This is a genomic window from Gordonia pseudamarae (assembly GCF_025273675.1).
In the GTDB taxonomy this organism is placed as follows: Bacteria; Actinomycetota; Actinomycetes; order Mycobacteriales; family Mycobacteriaceae; genus Gordonia; species Gordonia pseudamarae.
This window is the reverse complement of the sequence record NZ_CP045809.1, coordinates 4,900,908-4,922,978: the sequence shown is the minus strand read 5'-3', so window position 1 is coordinate 4,922,978 and position 22,071 is coordinate 4,900,908. Positions and strand designations below refer to the sequence as shown.

The following is a 22,071-nucleotide window of genomic DNA, read 5'->3' as shown; positions in this document are numbered from 1 at the left end:
CGAGAGGAGTTCGAAATGTTCAGTCTGCAAGGAAGAATCGCCTTGGTATCCGGGGCGGGTCAGAGTGTGGGGGCCGGGATCGCCACCGTGCTGGCCCGGCAGGGCGCCGCCGTCATCGTCAACGATCTACACGCCGACCGCGCCGAAAAGGTTGCTGCCGGCATCGTCGCGGAGGGCAATCGCGCGGCACCGGCCGTCTTCGACGTCACCGACCTCGACGCGACGATCTCGGCAGTTCGGTCGGCTGAGACCGAGCTCGGCGGGCCGGTCGACATTCTCGTGAACAATGCGGGGATCGCCGATAGTCGGGTCAACAAGCGATTTCTGGAGCTCACCCCGGACCAATGGCGAGGCCCGATCGACCTCAATATCTACGGCGCGATGAACTGTGTCTACGCGGTGATTTTCGGCATGCGGGACCGCGGTTGGGGTCGGATCGTGCAGATCTCTTCGGGCTCGGCGCGTACGGGCCAGAACATCGGGGTGTCGATGTACGCGACGGGCAAGAGCGGTATCGAGGGCTTCATCCGGCATCTCGCCGCCGAAACGGGACAGTTCGGCATTACCGCCAACGTGGTGGCCCTCGGACAGCAGAAGAACCTCGAACACATCTATTCCGCCGAGATGCTCGAGAAGGCGCTCGCGAGCATTCCGATCGGACGACTCGGGGACCCGATCGAGGCAGGTGCCTTCTGCGCCTATCTGGCCTCCGATGAGGCCGGCGGGATGACCGGTCAGACAATTGATTTCAACGGCGGTTCGCAGACCCGATGACCAGCGACGAAGGATCCGGACAGAGTGTCGGGCACGCCTGGCTCTCGCTGAGTGCGATCACGGTCGCCGACCTGGATCGCTCCTGCCGCTTCTACACCGCATGCGGATTCGGCCGCGAGAGGGACCTGTTCACCGCGGAGTTCGATGCGGTGATCCTGCGTCTCGGACAGGCGGGTGTGGAACTTCTCAAGCCACATGCCAACACCACCGTCGACCACCGCGGCGGTTTGGTGAAGTTCGTCGTGAACACCCCCGATGCGCGCGCGGTGATGGAGTCAGCACGCTCGCACGGGGGAGTGATCGAGAAACCGGCGACCACGTATGAAGCCCACGGTGGGCTGGTGATCGGGGTCGTGCGCGATCCCGACGGCTATCTGATCGAGTTCGTCCAGCGTCCGGTCAGCTGAGGCCGACCGGGACGTCGGGCCCAGTCGACCGCTGAGCGGGAACGGGTCGTCCTCGCTGTGCTGGTGCGATTAGCGTCAGCGCCGACATCACTGTGAATGCGATAGAAGGTTGGGTGCACGATGGCGTGGGACAAGAGCTATGACGTGGTGGTGATCGGTTCCGGCGGGGCGGCGTTGGCAGGTGCGGTCGCCGCGGCCACGCGGGGGCTGTCCACGTGTGTGATCGAGAAGACCGAGTACTTCGGCGGTACATCGGCGTACTCCGGTGGGAGCGTCTGGCTCCCGGGTAATCACGTCCTCGCGCGCGACGGCGTCGACGACTCGGTGGCCAAGGGACTGGAGTACTTCCACACCGTGGTCGGCGATCGCACTCCCGAAGATGTGCAGCGAGCCTTCCTGGAGACCGGCCCCGAGGTCGCCGGCTTCCTGGAGAACAGCGCCGGAATCCCGCTCATGCACCAGCCGTTCCCGGACTACTTCGCAGCACCCGGGCGAAGTGCCAACGGCCGCAGCATCTTCGCGCGTGAGATCACGGCCGAGGAAGTCGGCAGTCGATTGTCGGACATCCGGCCGATGGTGTCGGCCGACCAGTTCGACGTTCCTGTCGACCGGTCGGTATTGATCGGTGGGCAGGCATGGATCGCCCGCCTCGTGCTGGCCCTCGACCAGTCCGAGAATGCGGATCTCCGGCTGCGTACCCGGGCATTGAGCCTCGTACAGGAGGCCGGCCGGGTCGTCGGAGTGATCGTGGACGGTGACGACGGCCCCCAGAACCTCGAGGCCAGGGGCGGGGTGCTCGTCGCCGCGGGAGGCTACGAGGCCGATGCGGCCTTGCGTCGCGAGTGGACACAGATGCCCACGGCAGACTGGACGTCGTCGAGCCCGGACACCGGAACCGGCGACGCGGTCAGGATGTTGCAGGAAGCGGGAGCGAAACTCGACCTGCTCGATCAGTGCTGGTGGGCTCCCGCGACCCTGTTCCCCAACGGTCGGGCCGTCTTCACCCTCGGACTGCGAGCGGGCATCGTCGTGGACGGAAGCGGGCAGCGCTTCGCCAACGAACTGCTTCCCTATGATCAGATGGGTCGCGCGATGCGTGAAAGGATGCTTTCAGAACCGGGTACCGAGTTCTGGTTCGTCTTCGACGACACCGCCGGCGATCAGATGCCGGCGATCGCCTCTCCCGCACCGATTATCGGTGAGATGACGGCGGCCGGTCTATGGCATACCGCGGACAGCGCCGCCGAACTGGCCGAGAGCATCGGCGTCGACGGCGAACGACTCACTGCGACCATCGACCGTTTCAACGGATTCGCGCGACAGGGTCACGACGACGACTTCGCGCGCGGCGAGGATCCATACGGGCGGTTCTTCGTGGGCGGCACGGTGGCGGCCGACTGTCTGCTCCCCATCGGCGGCAAGCGACTCCATGCGGTTCGCCTGGTCCTTGGCGACCTCGGGACGAAGGGCGGCGCGGTGATCGACCGTAACGGTGCGGTCCAGGGTGTCGGCGGCCGCTCGATTGACGGGTTGTACGCCGCGGGCAACTCGTCGGCGTCGATCTCGGGCAGTGCCTATCCGGGACCGGGTACCCCGCTCGGTTCCGGGATGGTGATGGCCTATCGGGCCGTGACCGACATGATCGCGCGCATGCCCTCGGCGGCAAAGGTTCTCGCCTGAGCGAGAAACACCAGACCGGCGGGCCGCGGTGGTAGGGGTAAGCCCACCGCGGCCTGTCCCTCCATCGACCGAGGCGATCGGTGGAGGGACGGCAGATCTCACATGTGCGCGCCGCCGTCGATCCGGATCTCGGTTCCGGTGATGAATGCGCCGTCATCGGAGGCGAGCATGGCGATGACTCCGGCCACCGCCTCGGGCCCGGCCATCCCGGGGATCGAGAGGTCGGCGTCGGAGGGCAACGCCTCGATCACCGGCTGTACCCGCGCGTAGTGGCTGAGGTCGGCGTCGGAGGGAAGTCCGGGCGCCGCGGTCATCCCGGACGAGATGCTCCCGGGCGCAACCGATACGGCACGGATACCGTCCTTGGCGTACTCCGCGGCGACGGTGTGGGTCAGCGACCATATCCCACCCTTGCTCGCCGCATACGCGGCCATGTACGGGTGCGCGAACGTCGCCGACGTGGAACTGAAGTTGACGATGACACCGCGGCCGGACACCTTCAACGCCGGAATCGCATCGCGGATCATCAGGAACGTGCCGGTGAGGTTGACACCGATGATGCGGTTCCATTCCTTGAGCGAGAGTTCATGGGTGTGCGCACTTCGGAGGATGCCCGCGGCATTCACCAGAATGTCTATGCCACCCAGTTCTTCGGTCGCCGCACCGACGCATTCGGTTACCGACGATTCGTCGGAGACGTCCACGACATGCGTCGACAGGCTGCCGGGTCCGGTGGTCCGCGCGCGTTCGGCGGTGCGGTCGAGACCCTCTTGGTGCACGTCGCATGCGACCACAGCCGCGCCCTCGGCGACCAGACGCAGCGAGGTGGCCTGACCGATTCCCGACCCCGCTCCGGTGATGATCACCCTACGGTTTTCGAATCTGTTGTCCACGTTGACTTCCCTTCAGTTCGGTCGGCGTGACGACCCGCCCACATCCGGCTGGTCGTCGATGCCCGTCGATCATCACCGACAGGAGGGGTGTGAATCCGGCTCGATTCCCATTGTGCGGACGGTGCCGATGACGAATCCTCAGTGCTTGGCGAGGTCCGCCGAGACGCAGCGATCCCAGATCTCGCGCGCTGCGACCCGAACCGGACCCACCATCTGCCGCAGATCCATCGAGCTGACGGGTGCGCACACGGCGACCGCCGCGGTGTTTCCGTAATGGTGGTCGGGCGGACCGATCGAGGTCGCGACGCAGGCGATGCCTGGGAAGAGTTCTCCGCGATCGAAGGCGGCACCCCGATCGAGTGTCAGTTGCAGGTCGGCGCGAAGTCGATCGACTGAGGTGATGCTGAGCGATGTCCGCGCAACGAGGGCCCCGGTGTCGGTTCGCCTCAGTTCGGACAGATCGATCTCCTCGATCGAGGGTGCCGAGTTGGCGAGGATGGCCTTGCCTGTCGCGGTGAGGTGGGCCGGCACTCTCAGGCCGACGCGCGTGGGTGTGGGGCCGGATATCCGACCGTTAACCTTCGCCAGGTAGACGGTGTCGCCGTGATCTACGACGCCCACCTGGACCGTAAAACCGGTTCGTTGGGCAAAGGCACGCATCGTCGGAATGGCTCCGTGCAGAAGCCGATTCTGATTGAGGGCTGCCTGCCCGGCCTCGTAAGCCTTGACACCGTATTCGTAGGTCTGATCGGCGCGGGCGAGCCAGCCCGCGTTCGCGAGTTGGTCGAGGAGGCGGTGAACAGACGATCGCGGAAGCCCGGTACGGGCCGTCACCTGCGCCAGCGTGAGCGGCCCGGCCCCGTTGAAGGTGTCGAGCACGAGCGATACCCGGTCGACGACTGATACCGGAACCCCGTCGGTGCGCGACCTTCTCACCGAACCTCCCGAGCAACCTTCAACAACGCTATGATGTGTGTCACGTTACCCGCGCGCGGCGACGGTACCAAACCCGGTCCTGAATCCACAGCCATGAGAACACACCCCCGCCGCGGTCTTGAATATTCTGGCCTCCCGTTCAGCGAGACACCCGTCTCCACCGCTGCTCGAGGCCACCTACCTTCGGACTGCCCACGATCGGGCCTCTGAGTGGACCCTCAATCGAGAAGTGTCTTCGTTCGGATGCGTCACGAGGAGATGTGATGACCAGTCAAACGCTTACAGCGAGTGTCGGGGCCGACGCGCCCTCCGAGCCCCTCGCGCCCGGAGTCCGGACCGTTACCGTCGCGGCCATCGTGGATGAGGCCTCTGATGCGCGTTCGTTCGTGGTCCGTCCCGAGCCCGAGGATGCCGGCCGGTTCACTTACCGCGCAGGGCAGTTCATCACGATCCGTGTTCCCGACCGCGGGCGGGGGACCGCCCGCTGCTATTCGCTGTCGAGTTCACCGCACACCGAGGGCGTCGACGATCTCACGTTCACGGTGAAGCGGGTGCAGGGCGGGACGGGTTCGAATTGGATCTGCGACGAGGTGGCGCCAGGTGATCGTCTCCAGGTGCTGCCACCGACCGGGGTGTTCACCCCCGCATCACTGGACGAGTCGGTGGTTCTGGTGGCCGGTGGCAGCGGTATCACGCCGGTGATGTCGATTGCCAAGTCCATCCTGTACGGCGGCACAGGCAACGTGCTACTGATCTACGCGAACCGCGACGAGCGCTCGATCATCTTCGGTGAGCGGCTTCGCCGCATGACCGAGGAGTTCCCCGATCGGCTCACCGTGGTCCATGTCCTCGAATCCGTGCAGGGGTATCTGACACCGGGACATCTCACCGCGCTGGCCGGGCCGATCGCCGACCGGGCGGTCTTCGTCTGCGGTCCGGAACCGCTGATGGACCTGGTGACCGGCGTGTGCCGCAGTCTCGGCGTCCCGACCGAACGCATCCACTCCGAACGCTTTCTCTCGCTGAGCGGTGACCCGTTCGCATTGCCTGACACGCCCGCGACCGCGGGCGATGACGCGGACACCGATTCGGTGGAAGTGACGGTCGAGTTGGACGGGGAGAGCCGGACGGTGGCCTGGAAGCGCGACCGCAAGCTCCTCGACGCCCTCCTCGAGGATGGCCTCGACGCGCCGTTCTCGTGCCGCGAAGGCGCGTGCAGTGCGTGCGTCTGCACGCTGAAGTCGGGCGAGGTGCGCATGGCGCGCAACGAGGTTCTCACCGATGACGACATCGCCGAAGGCTACATCCTGGCCTGTCAGGCCGAGCCGGTCTCCGGCGAGATCGACATCGAGTACTGATCCTCCAATTGGCCTCCCATTGTGTGGGAGACCTGCATCACAGGAGTCGGTCGAATTGCCAAGCTGATCACACGGCCCACGAGTGAGGTAGGTCTGCCGTGACAATCCGATCAGGGAGGCACAATGAGTTCCACGTCTGACACCGAAGCCAAGGTGCGGATCATCGACACCGGTGTCCCCCCGGAGCGATTCGCCCGCGGGTGGCACTGCCTCGGACTGGTCCGCGATTTCAATGATGGTCAGCCACATCAGGTTCAGGCCTTCGGCACCGACCTCGTGGTCTTCGCGGGCGAGGACGGCAAGGTGAACATCCTCAACGGCTACTGCCCGCATATGGGCGGTAATCTCGCGCACGGCAGCGTCAAAGGCAATTCGATCGCATGCCCGTTCCACGACTGGCGCTGGCGAGGCGACGGAAAGTGCTCGGGGATCCCCTACGCACGCCGTGTTCCGCCACTGGCCCGGACGCGTGCGTGGCCCTCGATGGAGGTCAGTGGACAGTTGTTCGTCTGGAACGACCCGGAGGGCGGTAAACCCCTGGAGGAGTTGACGATCCCGGAGATCCCGATCTACGGCGATGCCGGCTGGACCGACTGGGTGTGGAACTACGTCGACGTCGAGGGCTCGCATTGCCGCGAGATCGTCGACAACGTGGTCGATATGGCGCACTTCTTTTACGTGCACTACGGCATGCCGACCTACTTCGTGAACATCTTCGAGGGCCACACAGCGACGCAGATGATGCGTTCACGTCCGCGCGCGGATGCTGCCGGGGTGAGTCAGAGCACCAACTACAGCTCCGAGAATCAGTCTCATGCAACCTATTTCGGCCCGTCCTACATGATCGACAAATTGTGGAGTGCGGGTCGGACCGGGGAGGGTGAACCCAATATCTACCTGATCAACTGCCACTATCCGGTGACGCCTACGTCGTTCCGGCTGCAGTACGGGGTGATGGTGGAGAAGCCCGCCGGCATGGACGACGCCGCGGCCGAACAGATCGCCCAGGCCGTCGCGAAGGGGATATCCATCGGCTTCGAGCAGGATGTCGCGATCTGGAAGAACAAGTCGCGCATTGACAACCCGCTGCTGTCCGAGGAAGACGGACCCGTCTATCAGCTCCGCCGCTGGTACGAACAGTTCTACGTCGATGTCGACGACATCGAACCGGAGATGGTGAACCGGTTCGAGTTCGAGATCGACACCGAACGCGCACTGAAGAACTGGCAGGCCGAGGTCGACGAGAACCTCGCCGCCGGACGTACTGCGTTCGCGCCCAACCTCACCCACGCACAAGACGCCGTATCTGCGGGCTGACAGGCTCCCACTGCCATCCAGCCCACCCAAGCCCTGCCGATACATCAGGAGAAGAACATGTCCTACCAGGTTCTAGACAACATCGAGGCGATCGCCGACGAACTGCGAGCGGGCGCCGACGAGGGTGACAAGCTCGGCCGCCTGCCCGACGGCATGGCCAAGAGCCTCAAGCACACCGGCATCATCCGGCTGCTGCAGCGCAAGAAGTACGACGGCTTCGAGGCGCACCCGCGTGAGTTCGCGGAGACCGTCATGCGCACCGCGAGTCTGTACGGCTCGGCCGGATGGATCGGCGGCATCGTCGGAGTTCACCCGTGGCAGTTGGCATTCGCCGATCCCAAGGTGCAGGAGGAGATTCTCGGGGACAACTCCGATACCTGGCAGGCCTCGCCGTACATGCCCGGCGGCATCGCGGTACCCACCGAGGGCGGCTTCGTGATGAACGGCCGCTGGCAGTTCTCCTCGGGCACCGACCACTGCGACTGGATCTTTCTGGGCGCCATGATCGGTGGCGCCGACGGCAAGCCGCTGATGCCGCCTCAGGGACTGCATGTCATCCTGCCGCGCAAGGACTATGAGATCGTTCAGGACTCCTGGGACGTCGTCGGGCTGCGCGGCACCGGCAGCAAGGACATCATCGTCAAGGACGCCTTCATTCCGGATTATCGCGTGATGCGTTCGGCCGAGGTCATCGACGGCACCGCTGCTCGCGAGTACGGTGTCACCGAAACCCTGTACAAGATGCCGTGGTCGACGATGTTCCCGCTGGGCATCACCTCGGCCACCATCGGTATCTGCGAGGGCGTGCTGGCCGAGGGCATCAAGTATCAGCGCAGCCGGGTGGGTGCCAACGGTACCGCGATCAAGGACGATCCTTACGTATTGCACGCGCTCGGCGAAGCGGCCGCCGAGATCGATGCCGCACGGGCACAATTGCTGTCCAACGTGAGCCGTATCTACGACCTCGTCGACGCCGGCAAGGAGATCGACTTCGAGACGCGGGCGACATCACGCCGCAACCAGGTGCGCTCGGCGTGGCGGGCGGTTCGCGCCGCGGACGAGGTCTTCGACCGGTCCGGTGGCAACGCACTGCGCATGGACAATCCGCTGCAACGCTTCTGGCGTGACGCGCACGCCGGTCTGCACCACGCGATCCACGTATCGAGCACGACCTACCACGCGGCCGCGATGGCATCTCTCGGGATCGTCGTCCCGCCCGGACCGCTGCAGGTGATGATCTGATCCGACGCCGAACCGAGAGGAGTCAAACCATGACCGAAATCAAGGGGCTCGGCTATGTCCGCGTCCAAGCCACCGATATAGACCGTTGGCGCACATTGGGTTTCGATGTTCTCGGCTTTGCGTCGGGATCGGGTGTCGAGGGTGATGCTCTGCACTTCCGGATGGATGAACGGCAGTGCCGCTTCACCGTCGAACGCGGCGACGTCGACCGTGTCACCGCGGTCGGCTGGGAGGTGCGCGATGTCCAGGCGCTGCGGCAGGTGGCGGCCGTGCTCGACGCCGAGGCGCACCCATACGAGCCGATGTCACAGGAACTCGCCGACGATCGCCGGGTCGAGGGGGGCCTGTGTCTGAAGGATCCGGGTGGCACCCCGCTCGAGATATTCTTTGGTCCGGTGCTCGACCACAGTCCGGTGCTCACCAAGTACGGCCAGCGGTTCATCACCGGAGGCCAGGGTATGGGGCACGTGGTGATGCCCACCACAAACTTCGACGAATCCTTCCGGTTCTACACCGAGACACTGGGTTTCCTGTCCCGTGGGGCGTTCCGGATGTCACCGGTCGGCGTCAACCCGCCTCTGCGCATTCGGTTCCTCGGCGTCAACCAGCGACACCACAGCCTTGCGTTGATGCCCACCACCGAGGGGCGTGACCCGGGCGTCATCCATGTCATGGTCGAGGTCGACTCGCTCGACGCGGTAGGGCGGGCCTACGACCAGGTGAACGCGCACGACTTCCCGGTGTCCTCGACACTCGGCCGGCACACCAACGACAAGATGATCTCCTTCTACGTCCGCGTCCCGGGCGGCTGGGACATCGAGTTCGGCACCGAGGGAAAGCTCGTCGACGAGTCGTACTACACGGCCGAGGAAATCACCAAGGACAGCTATTGGGGACATGAATGGCTGTGGGCCAAGGAAGTTGCGGCGATACGCGAGGCAGCGGGCGTCGGCGACAACGAGGCCGCCGTCACAAGCTCGTCCGCCACCGCCTGATCTACTCAGCAAGCATCTGAAACCCAAGCCGCCCGATTACCTAAGGACACCTCTCATGTTTAAGCTGCCGCGTACCGATGTCGACGTCATCGTCGTCGGCGCCGGGATATCCGGCTTGTATGCCGTCTACAAGCTGCGCGCGCAGGGGCGCAGCATCGCCGGGTTCGAGAGTGCCGCCGACGTCGGCGGCACGTGGTACCACAACCGATATCCCGGCGCGCGATGCGACGTGGAGAGCATCGACTACTCCTACTCCTTCGACTCCGAACTGCAGCAGGAATGGACCTGGACGGAACGATTCGCCACGCAGGAGGAAATCCTGCGGTATCTCGAGCACGTCGCCGACCGTCACGACCTGCGGAGCGCCTACTCGTTCGAGACCAAGGTGGTGAGCGCGGTCTGGGACGACACCGACTCGACGTGGACCGTCACCACCGACACGGGCGTCGTGAAGACCGCTCGGTTCGTCATCTTCGCCACCGGCGTGTTGTCCACCGCCAACCGCCCCGACATCGCGGGTGCGGAGTCCTTCGCCGGCGAGAGCTATCACACCGGTGAGTGGCCACACGATCCGGTCGACTTCAGCGGCAAGCGCGTCGGGGTGATCGGTACGGGATCGTCCGGGATTCAATCGATTCCGGTGATCGCGGAGTCCGCCGAGCGGGTGGTGGTCTTCCAGCGCACGCCCAACTACTCCATCCCAGCCGGCAACCGGCCGTTGTCCGAGGAATTCATCGCCGAGGTCAAGGCCGACTACGACGAACGGCGGCGGCTCTCGCGGGCGAGCGGCGGCGGCACCCCGAACTCCGCATATCCCAAGGGCGCCTTGGAGGTCAGTGCGCAGGAGCGGACCCGGGTCTATGACGAGTGGTGGAATCGCGGGGGCTATCTGTTCGCGAAGGCCTTCCCCGATCAGACGATCTCCAAGGAGGCCAACGACACCGCACGCGAGTATGTGGAGGCCAAGATCCGCGACATGGTGAACGATCCGGCCCTGGCCGACGAGCTGATCCCCACCGACCATCCCATCGGGACCAAGCGCATCGTCACCGATTCCGGGTACTTCACCACCTTCAATCGTGACAACGTCACGCTCGTCAACCTCCGTAAGACACCGATCGAGACCATCGTGCCGACCGGCATCGACACCAGCGGAGAACACTTCGATCTCGATGTCATCGTCTACGCCACCGGATTCGATGCGATGACGGGAACCCTGTCGCGCATCGACATCCGCGGCCGGGCCGGTCGCACGCTCCTCGATGAGTGGTCGGCGGGTCCGCGGACCTACCTCGGACTGACCGCCAACGGTTTCCCGAACCTGTTCATGACCACCGGTGCCGGCAGCCCCAGTGTCCTCGCGAACATGGTTCTCGGTGCCGAGCAGCACGTCGACTGGATCTCCGCGTGCATCGGGTACGTGGACGCGCACGGCGGTTCGGCGATCGAGGCAACCGAGCAGTCGGTCGACGACTGGGTCGCCGAATGCAACGAGAAGGCCGCGGGTACGCTGTTCCCAACCGCCAACTCCTGGTACATGGGCGCGAACATTCCGGGTAAGCCCAGGGTGTTCATGCCCTACATCGGGGGATTCGCCAACTACGGTGCGATCCTCGACGACGTGGCCGCCGCGGGCTACAAGGGATTCGACATCCGATGACCGCTTCTCGCCGCGATGACCTCCATCCGGACGTGGAGATGATGCTCGCCGCCCTGGAGGCGGGATTCCCGGACGTGACGGAGTTCTCCGCTCCCGAGCTACGGGACATCATCACATCCCGGCGCGCGCCCTTGGCCCACGAGCCGGACATGCGGATCGCCCGTGACGTGACGATCGAGGGCGAGGGTGGCGATCTCGCACTGCGAATCTTCGTGCCCCACAACGTCGATGAGTCGCAGTTGGGGGATGCGCCGGCGTTGCTGCCGGTGATCGTGTTCGCTCACGGCGGAGGATTCGTCTTTTGCGATCTGGACAGCCACGACGAGTTCTGTCGGTCGATGGCCGAGTGCGTCGCCGCGATCGTCGTGGCCGTGGACTACCGGCTGGCCCCGGAGCATCGGTCCCCGGACGCGATGCGTGACGTGTACTCCGCGCTGCGTTGGGCGGCGGGCAACATCGAGGACTACGGCGGTGACCGGTCGCGTATCGCGTTGGCCGGCGACAGCGCCGGAGGCAACTTGGCTGCGGCGACGGCGCTGTACGCGCGGGATCACGGGGGGCCGTCGATCGCGGCGCAGATACTGCTGTATCCGGTCATCGACGACGACTTCGAGACCGAGTCCTATCGGCTCTACGGTGTCGGCTACTACAACAGCACGAAGGCGATGCGATGGTACTGGGAGCAGTACGCACCCGGCGGTTCGCAAGACCCCTACGTGATCCCGATGCGAGCGACATCGCTTGCGGGACTACCGCCCGCGCTGGTGGCCACCGCCGAATTGGATCCACCCTGCAGCGCGGGTGAGGAGTACGCGCGTCGCCTGGCCGCCGCCGGTGTGCCGGTCCGCGCACACCGGTTCGACGGACTGTTCCACGGTTTCCTCACCTTCCCGTCGCTCTCGCTGACCCCACCCGCCCGCGAGCGGCTGTGGGCGATGATGCGCGACGCACTCGCGCCGTCGGCACCCGCGGATCCCGCCTCCCATTGAGTGGTCCACCACCGACTCGGGCGGCAGTCAAGCCCTCAGTATGGTCAAGACAAGTGTGAACCAGCGCACAGTATTTGGAGTTGATGCAACATGACACAGCGGTTGGTCGGGCGCACGGCCCTGGTGACCGGGAGCAGCCGAGGAATCGGCCGGGGTATCGCCACCCGGTTGGCCGCGGAGGGTGCGACCGTCGTCGTCACCGCACGCGCAGCCCGGCCCAGCCCGTCCGTGCGCAGCGGCAGTGTGCAGACGATCGAAGGGTCCCTGGACGAGACCGTGGCCCTGATCGAGGAGATGGGTGGCACCGCGATCGCCATGCCGGCAGATCTCGAGAATGCCGAGCAGCGAGACGTTCTCGTGGACTCGGTGGTCCAGGCGGTCGGCGGGATCGACATCCTGGTCAACAACGCGGGCTTCGCCGACTACAGTTCGATCGAGGACATGACGTTGGCGACCTTTGATCGTACTCTCGACCACTACCTGCGTATTCCCTTCCGGCTCAGTCAGTCCGCGCTCGGACACATGCGCAAACAGGGTGCCGGATGGATCGTCAACATCGGATCGTCCACCGGACTGAGCCCGATCCGTCCGTACCGCGACTACAACAAGACCTCCGGTGACGTCATCTATGCCGCCGCGAAAGCCGCGCAACACCGATTCACGCAGGGTCTCGCCGCCGAGGTTCTCGATGCCGGGATTGCGGTCAACGCCGTCGGGCCGTCCACCGCGATCATGACTCCCGGCGCGGCCGCTCTGCTTCCCGAGGGATACGAGACCGAACCCGTCGAGTACCTGGCGCAGACGGTTCTGGAGATGTGTACCGCACCGGCAGCCGAGCGAACCGGACTCGTCACGTTCAGCCTCCACTACCCGTGGGCCGCGGGCATTCCCGTGATGACGCTGGACGGCACGAGTGAACTTCCCCGGCGCGAGCCGCCGGCGTGGTCCAATCCGAACATCAAGCCGCTGGGCGTCTAGCGACATGACCGATATCACTGCAGCACAGCGATTCTCCTCGGGTACCGCCGTCGTCACCGGCGCGGCCGCGGGGATCGGCGAAGGACTCGCACGCCACCTGGCTCGTCTGGGCATGACCGTCGTCGTCGCGGACCTCGACGCAGCGCGGGCATCCGATGTCGCACGGAGCATAGAATCCCAAGGGGGCCAGTCGATTGCCCGTCGCGTCGACGTCGCAGATGCCGCGGACGTCGAGGAGATGGCCGCCGAGGTCTTCGATCGGTTCGGGAGCGTGGAGTTGCTCATCAACAACGCAGGCATCGAATCGTCCGGATTCCTCTGGGAGATCGACATCCCGCGGTGGGAGCGGCTGATGCGGATCAACGTCGACGGGGTCTTCCACTGTGTGCGGTCCTTCGTGCCGCGCATTCTTGACTCGGGCACACCGAGCTGTATCGCGAACCTCTCGTCGGTGGGTGGGGTAACCACGGTCGCCGTTCAATCGCCCTACATCGTCAGCAAACACGCCGTTCTCGCCATGACGGAGTGCCTGTATCAGGATCTCGCGATCCTCGACGCCCCGATCCAGGTGAGCGCGGTCATCCCGCACTCGATCCGCAGCGATATCTTCCTCGCGGCCCGGCGCGAATCGCCCACCACCAACCCGGTGGCCAATGCCGTCTTCGACGCCATGCAACGCGACAACGTCGAGAAGGGACTCGATCCCCTCGCCGCTGCCGAGCACATGATCGCCCAGATCGCTCGCGGCGACTTCTGGATTCTCTCCGACGATGAGATGTGCACCTCGACCACCACTCGGCGAGCACACCAACTCCTCGACCTCAGCCCACCAGCCCACCCGCGCGCCATGCTCGAACGCATGGGCGTCGCGCTCACGGAAGGCCAACGATGACCGACACCATCACCACGGATGTCACATCCGACGAAGCGACACGGTTGCGCGATGCGATCGAGACCTGCGATCCGGCGCCCCTGTTGATGTCGCTCGTGCATGTCACCGGCGATCTGGGTCTGCTCGATGAATTCGGCGCACGTCTGGAGATCACCGAACCGGGCAATCACTATGCCAAGGGGATCACCCCGACCTCGCCGCCCGGCACGTTTCCGGCCGACGTGGTGGCCGACATCCGGGCGCGTGCCGCTGCGATCCTGACCACCGAATCGGTGGCCGCTCTGGGGGTACCAGACGATGCGCTGTTCGAGCGGATGGCAACGGTGGCCACCAGCGAGCGGGTGGACCCCGAGTTCGTGCCGCTGCTGCTCGAACAGGCGGGGTTCGTCGCCTCGCGACGGGTGGTACCGGTGACGGTGTCACCGCCGGCCGACTTCGACGTGATCGTGATCGGCGCAGGAATCGTCGGCATCAACGCCGCCATCAAGCTCGGCGACGCCGGATTCGACTACACGGTGTTCGAGGCGGACGACGAGATCGGCGGAACCTGGTGGCGTAACACCTATCCCGGCGCCGCGGTCGATACACCCAGTCACTACTACTCGTACTCGTTCGAGCTGAATCCCGACTGGTCGAAGTATTACCCGACCGGCACCGAGTACCAGGAATACCTTCTGCGCGTCGTCGACAAATACCGTCTGCGGGACAACATCCGGTTCCGCACCCGGGTGCTGTCGGCGACATGGAACGTCGCGAGCCGGCAGTGGGATGTCTTGACGCAGAACGCCGATGGCCAGACCGAGAAGCACCACGCGCGTGCCGTGATCACCGCCCTGGGCATGCTGAACGAGGCGAACATCCCGGATGTTCCGGGACTGGACTCGTTCGCCGGGACGATGGTGCACACCGCCTCCTGGGACGCCGACCTCGACCTCACCGGAAAGCGCGTCGTGGTCCTCGGGACCGGGTGCACCTCGGTCCAGGTGGTCGCCGGCATCGTCGACAAGGTCGAATCCCTCGACGTGGTGGTGCGGTCCCCGCACTGGCTTGTCCCGGAGAAGGCAGTCGTCAACAACGTGCCCGATGGCGAGAAGTGGGCGCTGGCGCACATCCCGTTCTATCAGGAGTGGTTCCGGCTGCGGTCGTATTGGTTCGCTTCGGACAACCTGTACTCCCTCCCGCGTATCGAGGACGACTGGGCGGCCGAGCACTTCTCCGCATCGCCGGCCAACGACATGGTGCTGCGTAACGCACAGGCCTACCTGCAGAAGAGCTTCCCGAACCGGCCGGATCTGATCGAGAAGCTGACGCCGACCTTCCGGCCCTACGCCAAACGAATCGTGAAGGACCCAGGATTCTTTCGTGCACTGACCCGGGACCACGTGACTCTGCACCGGGCATCCTTCGAACGTGTCACCCCCGACGGCGTCTACACCACCGACGGACAGTTCATCGCCGCTGACGTGATCATCCTGGCCACCGGCTTCCAACTGCAGTTCACCACGACGATCGACATCGTCGGCTCCGAAGGCCGTACGCTGGCCGAGGTCTGGAAGGGTGGCGACGACCCGCGGGCCTACCTCGGCGTGCAGGTTTCCGGGTTCCCCAACCTGTTCGTCACCGCCGGTCCGAACTCGGCCCCGAATCACGGTGCGGGACATAATATCCTCAGCGAGGAGCAGGTCCACTACATCGTCGAGTGCCTGCAGTATCTGCTCGAGAACGATCTCGATGCGATGGATGTGAGGCAAGAGGTGCTCGACGAGTACAACGAGAAGGTCGACGCCGCGCTCGACAAGACGGTGTGGGTCCATCCGGGAGCCCAGGTGAACGGCTATTACCGCAACAGCGCCGGTCGGGCGATTGTTCCGTGTCCGTGGCGGCTCGTCGACTACTGGACGATGCTGCGCGCACCCCACCCCGAGGACCTGGTGCTGACGCCGGCCGCCGACAACCGGCAGGACAGTGAGTGATGGCCCCCGACATCGACGGGGAGCTTCGTGTCGACCTCGTTGTGGTGGGGTCCGGGACAGGCCTGGCCGCAGCGCTCTCGGCGCACGAGAGCGGGTTGTCGGTCCTCGTTGTGGAGAAGTCCGGCTACGTGGGCGGCTCGACGGCGAGATCGGGTGGTGCGTTCTGGGTGCCCGGCAATCCGGTTCTCGCACGGCAGCAACCGGACGACACCGCGGAACAGGCGCTGCAATACCTCGATTCGGTGGTCGGTGACAGCGCGCCGTCTTCGCGCCGCGCCGCATTTGTCGAGCACGGCTCCGCCACGATCGAGATGCTCTCGCGCACCACACCGATGACGTTCTTCTGGGCCGAGGGCTACTCCGACTATCACCCGGAGCAACCCGGTGGCTCGGCTGTCGGTCGTACCTGTGAGTGCAAGCCTTTCGATCTGAACAGCCTGGGTGCCGAGCGGGCCAGGCTTCGGCCGGGGCTGCTTGAATCGCCTCTCCCGATGCCGGTGACCGGCGCGGACTACAAGTGGCTGAACCTGATCACGAGTACGCCGGCAAGGTCGATGCGTCGCGTCGCCAAGGCGCTGGGGATCGGGCTGGGCGGTCTGGCGCTCAAGCGCCATTACGCCGCCGGCGGGCAGGCGTTGGCGGCGGGTCTGTTCGCCGGTGCCGTCCGCGCGGGTTTCCCGATCTGGACGCGAACCGCATTGACCCGGTTGATCGTCGACGACGGTGAGGTCACCGGCGTGGTCGTCGACCGCGACGGGGTGCCGACCACTGTTCGCGCGGCCAAAGGCGTCGTCCTCGCGGCCGGAGGTTTCGACCACGACATGGCCATGCGCCGGACGTACCAGTCGGAGAGTCTGGTCGAACATGCGAGTCTCGGGTGTGAGACCAACACCGGCGACGCCATCACGCTGGCGGTCGAGGCGGGTGCCGCGGTCGGTCAGATGGAGCAGGCGTGGTGGTTCCCGGCGGTCGCCGCTGTCGAGGGCGGTGAACCCTCGGTGCTGCTGGCCGACCGTTCGTTGCCGGGCTCGTTCATCGTCGATGCGACCGGCCGTCGCTTCGTCAACGAGGCGCTCGACTACATGAGTTTCGGCCAGCAGGTGTTGCGGCGCGAGCGTGACGGCGACCCGGTCGGGGAGATGTGGATCGTGTTCGACCAGCGCTATCGCAACAGCTACGTCTTCGCCGGCGGTCTGTTCCCGCGTCAGCCGCTTCCGGAGTCGTGGTTCCACGAAGGGATCGCGCACACCGCCGACAACCCGCGCGACCTCGCTCTGTCCATGGGAGTCGACGAGCTGGCGTTGTCCGAGACGTTCAAGTCATTCAACGCGTCGGCCGATCTGGGGATCGATCATGCCTTCTCGCGGGGGCGAGTGCCTACGATCGCTACTACGGCGATCCGACGATCACCCCGAATCCGAACCTGCGTGCCGTGCGCGACGGTGCGTTGTACGCGGTGCGCATGGTCCTCAGCGACCTCGGCACGTGCGGCGGACTGGTTGCCGACGACCACGCGCGCGTGCTGCGCGAGGACGGTTCGTCCATTGCCGGGCTGTACGCCATCGGCAACACGGCGGCGAACGCCTTCGGCACGACCTATCCCGGGGCGGGGGCGACCATCGGCCAGGGACTGGTGTTCGGATACATCGCCGCCCGAGATGCAGTGACACGCAACTGATCCGACACCCATCGGCCGGCCCGACCTGACCGGTCGGAGCCAGCCGATGTAGTCGACGGCAGGGTGGTGTCAGTCGTTGGTGCTGCCGGTGCCGGCGAGGACGCATCGAGTCCCGGAGAAGATCGTCGGCATGCACTTATTGCAATGGATGCACAGCGATCTGGCGTGGTGGTCCTTGGCGATCCGGTTGATCAGGTCCGGTTCCCGAAGCAGAGCGCGTGCCATCGCCACGTACTCGAATCCCTCCGCCATCGCCCGATCCATATCCTCTTTGTCGGTCACCCCGCCGAGAAGGATCAGCGGCATCTCTACGGCGTCGCGGATCTGTCGCGCCTGCTCGAGCATGAAGAGGTCCTGGTACGGGTACTCGCGGATGAAGTACTTGCCGAACATCTTTATGCCGGCCCGCATGACCGGAGGCATGATCGCGCCGAACTCCGCGAGCGGCGCCTCACCCTTGAACAGGTACATCGGATTGAGAAGTGAACTGCCGATGGTCAACTCGATCGCGTCGAGATTGCCGTCCTCTTCGAGCCAGCGTGCCACCGTGATCGCCTCGTCGAGCCAGAACCCGCCGGGGACACCGTCGTCCATGTTCAGTTTGGCGAGGACGGCGATGTTGTTGCCGGCTGCACGACGAACCTCGGCCGCGGTCTCGCGGAGCAGACGCGCGCGATTCTCGAGGCTGCCGCCGTAGCGGTCGTCGCGGTGGTTGAGGTTCGGGCTGAGGAACGAACTGGCGAAGTAGTTATGCCCGAAGTGAATCTCGACCGCGTCGAATCCCGATTCGATCGCGAGACTCGTGGCGTCACCGTGGGCGAGACGAATGCGTTCGATGTCGGCGAGGGTGGCCGCCTGCACCATCCGAGCGCCCATCGGGCTGAAACGACGCGAGGAGGAGAGCGCGGGATGGCCGGTCGACTTCGAGTTGGCGACCGGTCCGGCATGCCCGATCTGGGCGGAGGCCGCCGCGCCATGCGAATGGACCGCGTCTGTCAGCGCGCGCAGACCGGGCACCGCCTCCGGGCGCATCCACAATTGGTCGGCCTCGGTTCGACCTTCCGGTGCGACCGCGCAATACGCGACCGTGGTCATACCGACGCCGCCGGCGGCAACCGCCCGGTGGAATTCGATCAGGTCGTCACTCACGAGCGCACCGGGCGACATGTGCTCGAAAGTCGCGGATTTGATGATTCTGTTGCGCATGTTGATCGGTCCGAGTCGGGCTGGTGCCAGTACGTCCGGCGGGAGGGAGATGGTCATGGGGCAGACGCTATGAGCAGCGAATCCTGTTGACCAGGGGCATCTCCTGCTGAGTGGTCATGTGGTCCGGCCGCCGTCCGAACAACCCTCCCGTCCATCGGGAAGGAGACATCGCCCGCACACCCTGAGCACCTATGGTCGTCGTCACAACAATCTCCATCGAGGAGGCGAGATGGCAGCGACAACAACAACGACGGCGTCGTCCGGGGCGAGCATGCCCGTCGTCGATCCGGCACAGATGCGCGATGTCCTCGGGCACTTCGCAACCGGGGTGGTGGCCATCACCGGCCTCGATGCCGATTCGGGAGCCCCGACGGGTCTGGCCGCCAACTCGTTCACCTCGGTCTCCCTCGACCCTCCGCTGGTTGCCTTCTGCGTGGCGCGGACGAGTACCTCGTGGCCTCGCCTGCGGGCGGTGGGCGAGTACACGGTCAACATCCTCTCCGGTGGGCAGGAGCATGTCTGTCGGCAGCTGTCGGCTCGCGGCGATGAGAAGTTCCGGGGTCTGAGCTGGAACCCGTCGCCCTGCGGCGCACCCGTCCTCGACGAGTGTCTCGCCTGGATGGAAGCAGAACTCGAGGTCGAACACCCTGCCGGAGACCATACGATCGTCGTTTCCCGGCTACGTCACCTGCACGCATCCGACCTGGCGCCCCTGGTCTTCTTCCGAGGCGCCTACGGCGGCGTGGCACATTCGACGATCCAGGAGTGATCCGATGGCGATGCAGCAGCTGAACTGCCATGCGTGCGGGCGCGGAGTTCTGGTCGAGAAGTATAGCGCCGCACACACATCCATCCAGTGGATGTCGAATGCCGAAGAGTGCCCGTTGATCGCGGCCGGTCACCACGGCTTCGGCAGTCTGGCGCGGCGATGCGAGGAGTTGCGCCGAACCATCGACGATGCGGTCGCATCGCACAAACTCTGTGAGTCGCAGATCGAACTGCCGGTCGGCGCGGCGATCCCGCGCCTGCACTGAGAGTTGAACCGAACAGTTTCAACCCCGAACAGTTTCAACCCCGAACAGTTTCAACCCCGAACAGTTTCAACCCCGAACAGTTTCAACCCCGAACAGTTTCACCGAGGAGACATGAGCACATCCGTGGCCACCGCACCCGCCCTGCGCGAATTGCAGACCGAGCACGGTGTGCTCCGGTACCGGGAGGCCGGCGACGGACCTCCGTTGCTGTTGCTGCACGGTTCGGGCCCCGGCGTCACCGGATGGCGCAATTTCGGCGGAAACCTGTCCAGGTTCGCCCGGCACTTCCGGACCTTCATCCTGGAGTTCCCCGGGTTCGGTGTCAGTGACGAGTTCGACGACCCGCATCCGATGCTGTCGGCCCGCAAGGCCGTCCCGCTGTTCCTCGACGGGCTGGGGCTCGACCGGGTGTCGATCGTCGGGAATTCCATGGGTGGGGGCGTAGCGATCGACGTGGCGATCAATCACCCACAACGGGTGGATCGGCTGGTGACCATCGGCGGCATCGGTGGCAACCTGTACAGCCCGTTCCCCGGCGAGGGCATCAAGTTGCTCAGCGAGTTCACCGACAATCCGACGCGCGAGCGGCTTGTCGCGTGGCTGCATTCGATGGTCTACGACCCGTCGCTGGTCACCGACGAGTTGATCGAGGAACGCTGGGCGCAGGCCACCGACCCGGCGACCCTGGCCGGCGCCCGCCGCATGTACGGTGGGGCCGCACTCGAGCGGATGGTTGCTGCGCAGCGCGCCTCGACCGAACCTCCGCAGTGGGCGCACATGCGCAAGGTGCAGGTGCCGACGCTGGTCACCTGGGGTCGCGACGACCGGGTCAGTCCGGTCGACATGTCCATCATCCCGATGCGCATGCTGCCGCGCGGTGAGGTCCACATCTTCCCCGACTGCGGCCACTGGGTGATGATCGAGCAGCGCGAGGCTTTCGAGTCGGCGGTCCTGGCATTCCTGACGCGCTGATCACCGCCCGCGCCGGACGGTCGTCTCGTCGACCTGGCCGATGACCTCGGCCGAGAACCACTCCAAGTAGTCCAGATACTCCGCGACGGAGCCGATCTCGCGTGGCCGGCGAATCGTGGTGCGGGTGACTCCGGCGTCGGCGTAGGCGCCACAGTAGTCGGTGATCCTACGGCGCTTGGTGAAAGGCACTCCCAGTGCGGCGAACTCGGCGTCGGCATGTCCGACCCCGACGGAGAGGTTGACCCGACCGCCGGACAGTACGTCGATGGTCAGACTGATCGGCTCCTGCCAGCTCGCCGTTCCACGCGATCGATGTATCTGAATCCCGACGTGTAATCCAATTCGGCATCGCTGTCGGGTCCGGTCCAATGGGTGGCCTGCCCATAGGTCTCACAGCGGGCGACGTCCCCGCCGATCTCGATGAGTTGCTGGCCGATCAGATGCTGGGTCAGCGGATAGACGGACAGGACGCGTTCCAACCACGCGATGTAGTCCTCGACATAGCCGTCGAATCCGGTGTGACGTCCACCGCACCGGGGTGGTAGCAGGTGCGCAGCAGATCGAAGTCGCGTCGATCGATCGCACGGCAGTATCGGGCGACGACGTCGCAGATCGCCTGCCGGTCCAGCAGGTCGCGGAGCTGTTCGTTCATGACTCCGACGCCGATCAGGAAGGAGTCATGGTCATGTCGGCGGGAGACCAGATCGCCCTCATCGAGGTGATGTGGCCGGTCTGGTCAAAGGTCATCACATCGATGGGCTCCACCACGACGGTGGCCTGCGGCAGGTTGGTGGTCACCCGAAAATGGAAGGCCGCGGTGGTTCCGGATATGCGCAACGTCAGCAGTTCGGCGTGCGCGTCGACGTTGTCGAGACCGCGGTAGAAGTCGGTGATCTCGGCCCGGCCGGTTCGCGTGGGCGACCCGGCCGGGTCCTCGAGCGTGGCGTCGATCGCATAGAGCTCGGCGATCTGCGACGAGGACGCCGTACCGATTCGGTCGAGATAGGTGATCACGGCGGCCCGGATCCGGTCGCTCAAGTCGGGTGTGGCAGTCATGGTCAGGATTCCACCAGGCACCGACCGTTTC

General features: G+C 65.2%; 20 protein-coding genes and 2 pseudogenes. 16 read left to right on the top strand and 6 right to left on the bottom strand.

Translation table 11 applies throughout. The features are described 5' to 3' along the window. Positions 1-15 precede the first annotated feature (15 nt). The 3 genes from GII31_RS21530 (at position 16) to GII31_RS21520 (ending at position 2,861) form a co-directional block, all read left to right on the top strand. Entirely contained in the window at positions 16-774 is a 759-nt protein-coding gene (locus tag GII31_RS21530; RefSeq protein WP_213245348.1) for an SDR family NAD(P)-dependent oxidoreductase, read from the top strand. After that, entirely contained in the window at positions 771-1,181 is a 411-nt protein-coding gene (locus GII31_RS21525) for a VOC family protein (RefSeq protein ID WP_213245347.1), read from the top strand. The genes GII31_RS21530 and GII31_RS21525 overlap by 4 nt, the downstream gene beginning before the upstream one ends. Positions 1,182-1,301: 120 nt before the next feature. Then, entirely contained in the window at positions 1,302-2,861 is a 1,560-nt protein-coding gene (locus tag GII31_RS21520; protein ID WP_260840181.1) for an FAD-dependent oxidoreductase, read from the top strand. Positions 2,862-2,959: 98 nt separating this feature from the next. Here GII31_RS21520 and GII31_RS21515 read toward each other — a convergent pair whose 3' ends face one another. Beyond that, positions 2,960-3,754 (bottom strand): SDR family NAD(P)-dependent oxidoreductase, encoded by a 795-nt coding sequence (locus tag GII31_RS21515; protein ID WP_213245345.1) that lies wholly within the window; start codon positions 3,752-3,754, stop codon positions 2,960-2,962. 138 nt (positions 3,755-3,892) lie between these two features. After that, positions 3,893-4,690 carry an IclR family transcriptional regulator gene (locus tag GII31_RS21510; protein ID WP_213245344.1) on the bottom strand — a complete coding sequence of 266 codons (798 nt, stop codon included), beginning with the start codon at positions 4,688-4,690 and terminating at the stop codon, positions 3,893-3,895. A 263-nt stretch (positions 4,691-4,953) separates the two neighbouring features. On the opposite strand from GII31_RS21510, the gene GII31_RS21505 reads away from it, so the two are divergent. From GII31_RS21505 to GII31_RS21460, 10 genes and pseudogenes are all read left to right on the top strand, one after another. Further along, complete coding sequence (locus GII31_RS21505; RefSeq protein ID WP_260840180.1) at positions 4,954-6,048, top strand: ferredoxin--NADP reductase; 1,095 nt, start codon at positions 4,954-4,956, stop codon at positions 6,046-6,048. 123 nt (positions 6,049-6,171) lie between these two features. Next, positions 6,172-7,365, top strand: coding sequence for a Rieske 2Fe-2S domain-containing protein (locus tag GII31_RS21500; protein ID WP_213245342.1), 1,194 nt, complete (start codon positions 6,172-6,174; stop codon positions 7,363-7,365). A gap of 57 nt (positions 7,366-7,422) precedes the next feature. Further along, positions 7,423-8,607 (top strand): acyl-CoA dehydrogenase family protein, encoded by a 1,185-nt coding sequence (locus tag GII31_RS21495; RefSeq protein ID WP_213245341.1) that lies wholly within the window; start codon positions 7,423-7,425, stop codon positions 8,605-8,607. Between the two features lie 29 nt (positions 8,608-8,636). Beyond that, on the top strand, positions 8,637-9,602 hold the full coding sequence (locus tag GII31_RS21490; protein WP_213245340.1) for a VOC family protein: 966 nt from the start codon (positions 8,637-8,639) through the stop codon (positions 9,600-9,602). Between the two features lie 55 nt (positions 9,603-9,657). Next, positions 9,658-11,262, top strand: coding sequence for a flavin-containing monooxygenase (locus GII31_RS21485; RefSeq protein ID WP_213245339.1), 1,605 nt, complete (start codon positions 9,658-9,660; stop codon positions 11,260-11,262). Beyond that, positions 11,259-12,251, top strand: a complete 993-nt coding sequence (locus tag GII31_RS21480) for an alpha/beta hydrolase (RefSeq protein WP_213245338.1) — start codon at positions 11,259-11,261, stop codon at positions 12,249-12,251. The genes GII31_RS21485 and GII31_RS21480 overlap by 4 nt, the downstream gene beginning before the upstream one ends. Positions 12,252-12,341: 90 nt before the next feature. Beyond that, entirely contained in the window at positions 12,342-13,229 is an 888-nt protein-coding gene (locus GII31_RS21475) for an SDR family NAD(P)-dependent oxidoreductase (RefSeq protein ID WP_213245337.1), read from the top strand. A 4-nt stretch (positions 13,230-13,233) separates the two neighbouring features. Further along, positions 13,234-14,121 (top strand): SDR family NAD(P)-dependent oxidoreductase, encoded by an 888-nt coding sequence (locus GII31_RS21470; RefSeq protein WP_260840179.1) that lies wholly within the window; start codon positions 13,234-13,236, stop codon positions 14,119-14,121. Next, entirely contained in the window at positions 14,118-16,094 is a 1,977-nt protein-coding gene (locus tag GII31_RS21465) for a flavin-containing monooxygenase (RefSeq protein WP_213245335.1), read from the top strand. The genes GII31_RS21470 and GII31_RS21465 overlap by 4 nt, the downstream gene beginning before the upstream one ends. After that, a pseudogene (locus tag GII31_RS21460) lies at positions 16,094-17,772 on the top strand (3-ketosteroid-delta-1-dehydrogenase). Before GII31_RS21465 ends, GII31_RS21460 begins: the two are co-directional and overlap by 1 nt. A 69-nt stretch (positions 17,773-17,841) precedes the next feature. On the opposite strand, the gene GII31_RS21455 reads toward GII31_RS21460, so the two are convergent. Beyond that, positions 17,842-19,029 carry an NADH:flavin oxidoreductase gene (locus tag GII31_RS21455; RefSeq protein ID WP_287383629.1) on the bottom strand — a complete coding sequence of 396 codons (1,188 nt, stop codon included), beginning with the start codon at positions 19,027-19,029 and terminating at the stop codon, positions 17,842-17,844. A gap of 178 nt (positions 19,030-19,207) precedes the next feature. Between GII31_RS21455 and GII31_RS21450 the strand changes: the two genes are divergently transcribed. The 3 genes from GII31_RS21450 to GII31_RS21440 all read left to right on the top strand — a co-directional run bounded on the left by GII31_RS21450 (position 19,208) and on the right by GII31_RS21440 (position 20,984). After that, the gene (locus GII31_RS21450; RefSeq protein ID WP_213245332.1) at positions 19,208-19,747 is read left to right on the top strand and encodes a flavin reductase family protein; all 540 of its coding nucleotides are present in this window, start codon (positions 19,208-19,210) and stop codon (positions 19,745-19,747) included. 4 nt (positions 19,748-19,751) lie between these two features. Further along, the gene (locus tag GII31_RS21445; protein ID WP_213245331.1) at positions 19,752-20,012 is read left to right on the top strand and encodes a hypothetical protein; all 261 of its coding nucleotides are present in this window, start codon (positions 19,752-19,754) and stop codon (positions 20,010-20,012) included. Between the two features lie 111 nt (positions 20,013-20,123). Continuing rightward, positions 20,124-20,984, top strand: a complete 861-nt coding sequence (locus GII31_RS21440) for an alpha/beta fold hydrolase (RefSeq protein ID WP_213245330.1) — start codon at positions 20,124-20,126, stop codon at positions 20,982-20,984. Here GII31_RS21440 and GII31_RS21435 read toward each other — a convergent pair whose 3' ends face one another. The 3 genes and pseudogenes from GII31_RS21435 to GII31_RS21425 all read right to left on the bottom strand — a co-directional run bounded on the left by GII31_RS21435 (position 20,985) and on the right by GII31_RS21425 (position 22,040). After that, complete coding sequence (locus GII31_RS21435; protein WP_246221996.1) at positions 20,985-21,173, bottom strand: hypothetical protein; 189 nt, start codon at positions 21,171-21,173, stop codon at positions 20,985-20,987. An 80-nt stretch (positions 21,174-21,253) separates the two neighbouring features. Next, positions 21,254-21,636 (bottom strand): annotated as a pseudogene (locus GII31_RS22705) (nuclear transport factor 2 family protein). A 14-nt stretch (positions 21,637-21,650) separates the two neighbouring features. After that, positions 21,651-22,040: a nuclear transport factor 2 family protein gene (locus GII31_RS21425; protein WP_213245327.1), complete on the bottom strand. Its 390-nt coding sequence runs from the start codon at positions 22,038-22,040 to the stop codon at positions 21,651-21,653. Between the last annotated feature and the right edge of the window lie 31 nt (positions 22,041-22,071).

Coding starts and splice junctions, on each gene's coding strand:
- GII31_RS21530 (WP_213245348.1), top strand. CDS start 16: ATGTTCAGTCTGCAAGGAAGAATCGCCTTGGTATCCGGGGCGGGTCAG.
- GII31_RS21475 (WP_213245337.1), top strand. CDS start 12,342: ATGACACAGCGGTTGGTCGGGCGCACGGCCCTGGTGACCGGGAGCAGC.
- GII31_RS21450 (WP_213245332.1), top strand. CDS start 19,208: ATGGCAGCGACAACAACAACGACGGCGTCGTCCGGGGCGAGCATGCCC.
- GII31_RS21520 (WP_260840181.1), top strand. CDS start 1,302: ATGGCGTGGGACAAGAGCTATGACGTGGTGGTGATCGGTTCCGGCGGG.
- GII31_RS21445 (WP_213245331.1), top strand. CDS start 19,752: ATGGCGATGCAGCAGCTGAACTGCCATGCGTGCGGGCGCGGAGTTCTG.
- GII31_RS21495 (WP_213245341.1), top strand. CDS start 7,423: ATGTCCTACCAGGTTCTAGACAACATCGAGGCGATCGCCGACGAACTG.
- GII31_RS21525 (WP_213245347.1), top strand. CDS start 771: ATGACCAGCGACGAAGGATCCGGACAGAGTGTCGGGCACGCCTGGCTC.
- GII31_RS21505 (WP_260840180.1), top strand. CDS start 4,954: ATGACCAGTCAAACGCTTACAGCGAGTGTCGGGGCCGACGCGCCCTCC.
- GII31_RS21500 (WP_213245342.1), top strand. CDS start 6,172: ATGAGTTCCACGTCTGACACCGAAGCCAAGGTGCGGATCATCGACACC.
- GII31_RS21470 (WP_260840179.1), top strand. CDS start 13,234: ATGACCGATATCACTGCAGCACAGCGATTCTCCTCGGGTACCGCCGTC.
- GII31_RS21485 (WP_213245339.1), top strand. CDS start 9,658: ATGTTTAAGCTGCCGCGTACCGATGTCGACGTCATCGTCGTCGGCGCC.
- GII31_RS21425 (WP_213245327.1), bottom strand. CDS start 22,040: ATGACTGCCACACCCGACTTGAGCGACCGGATCCGGGCCGCCGTGATC.
- GII31_RS21480 (WP_213245338.1), top strand. CDS start 11,259: ATGACCGCTTCTCGCCGCGATGACCTCCATCCGGACGTGGAGATGATG.
- GII31_RS21440 (WP_213245330.1), top strand. CDS start 20,124: ATGAGCACATCCGTGGCCACCGCACCCGCCCTGCGCGAATTGCAGACC.
- GII31_RS21465 (WP_213245335.1), top strand. CDS start 14,118: ATGACCGACACCATCACCACGGATGTCACATCCGACGAAGCGACACGG.
- GII31_RS21490 (WP_213245340.1), top strand. CDS start 8,637: ATGACCGAAATCAAGGGGCTCGGCTATGTCCGCGTCCAAGCCACCGAT.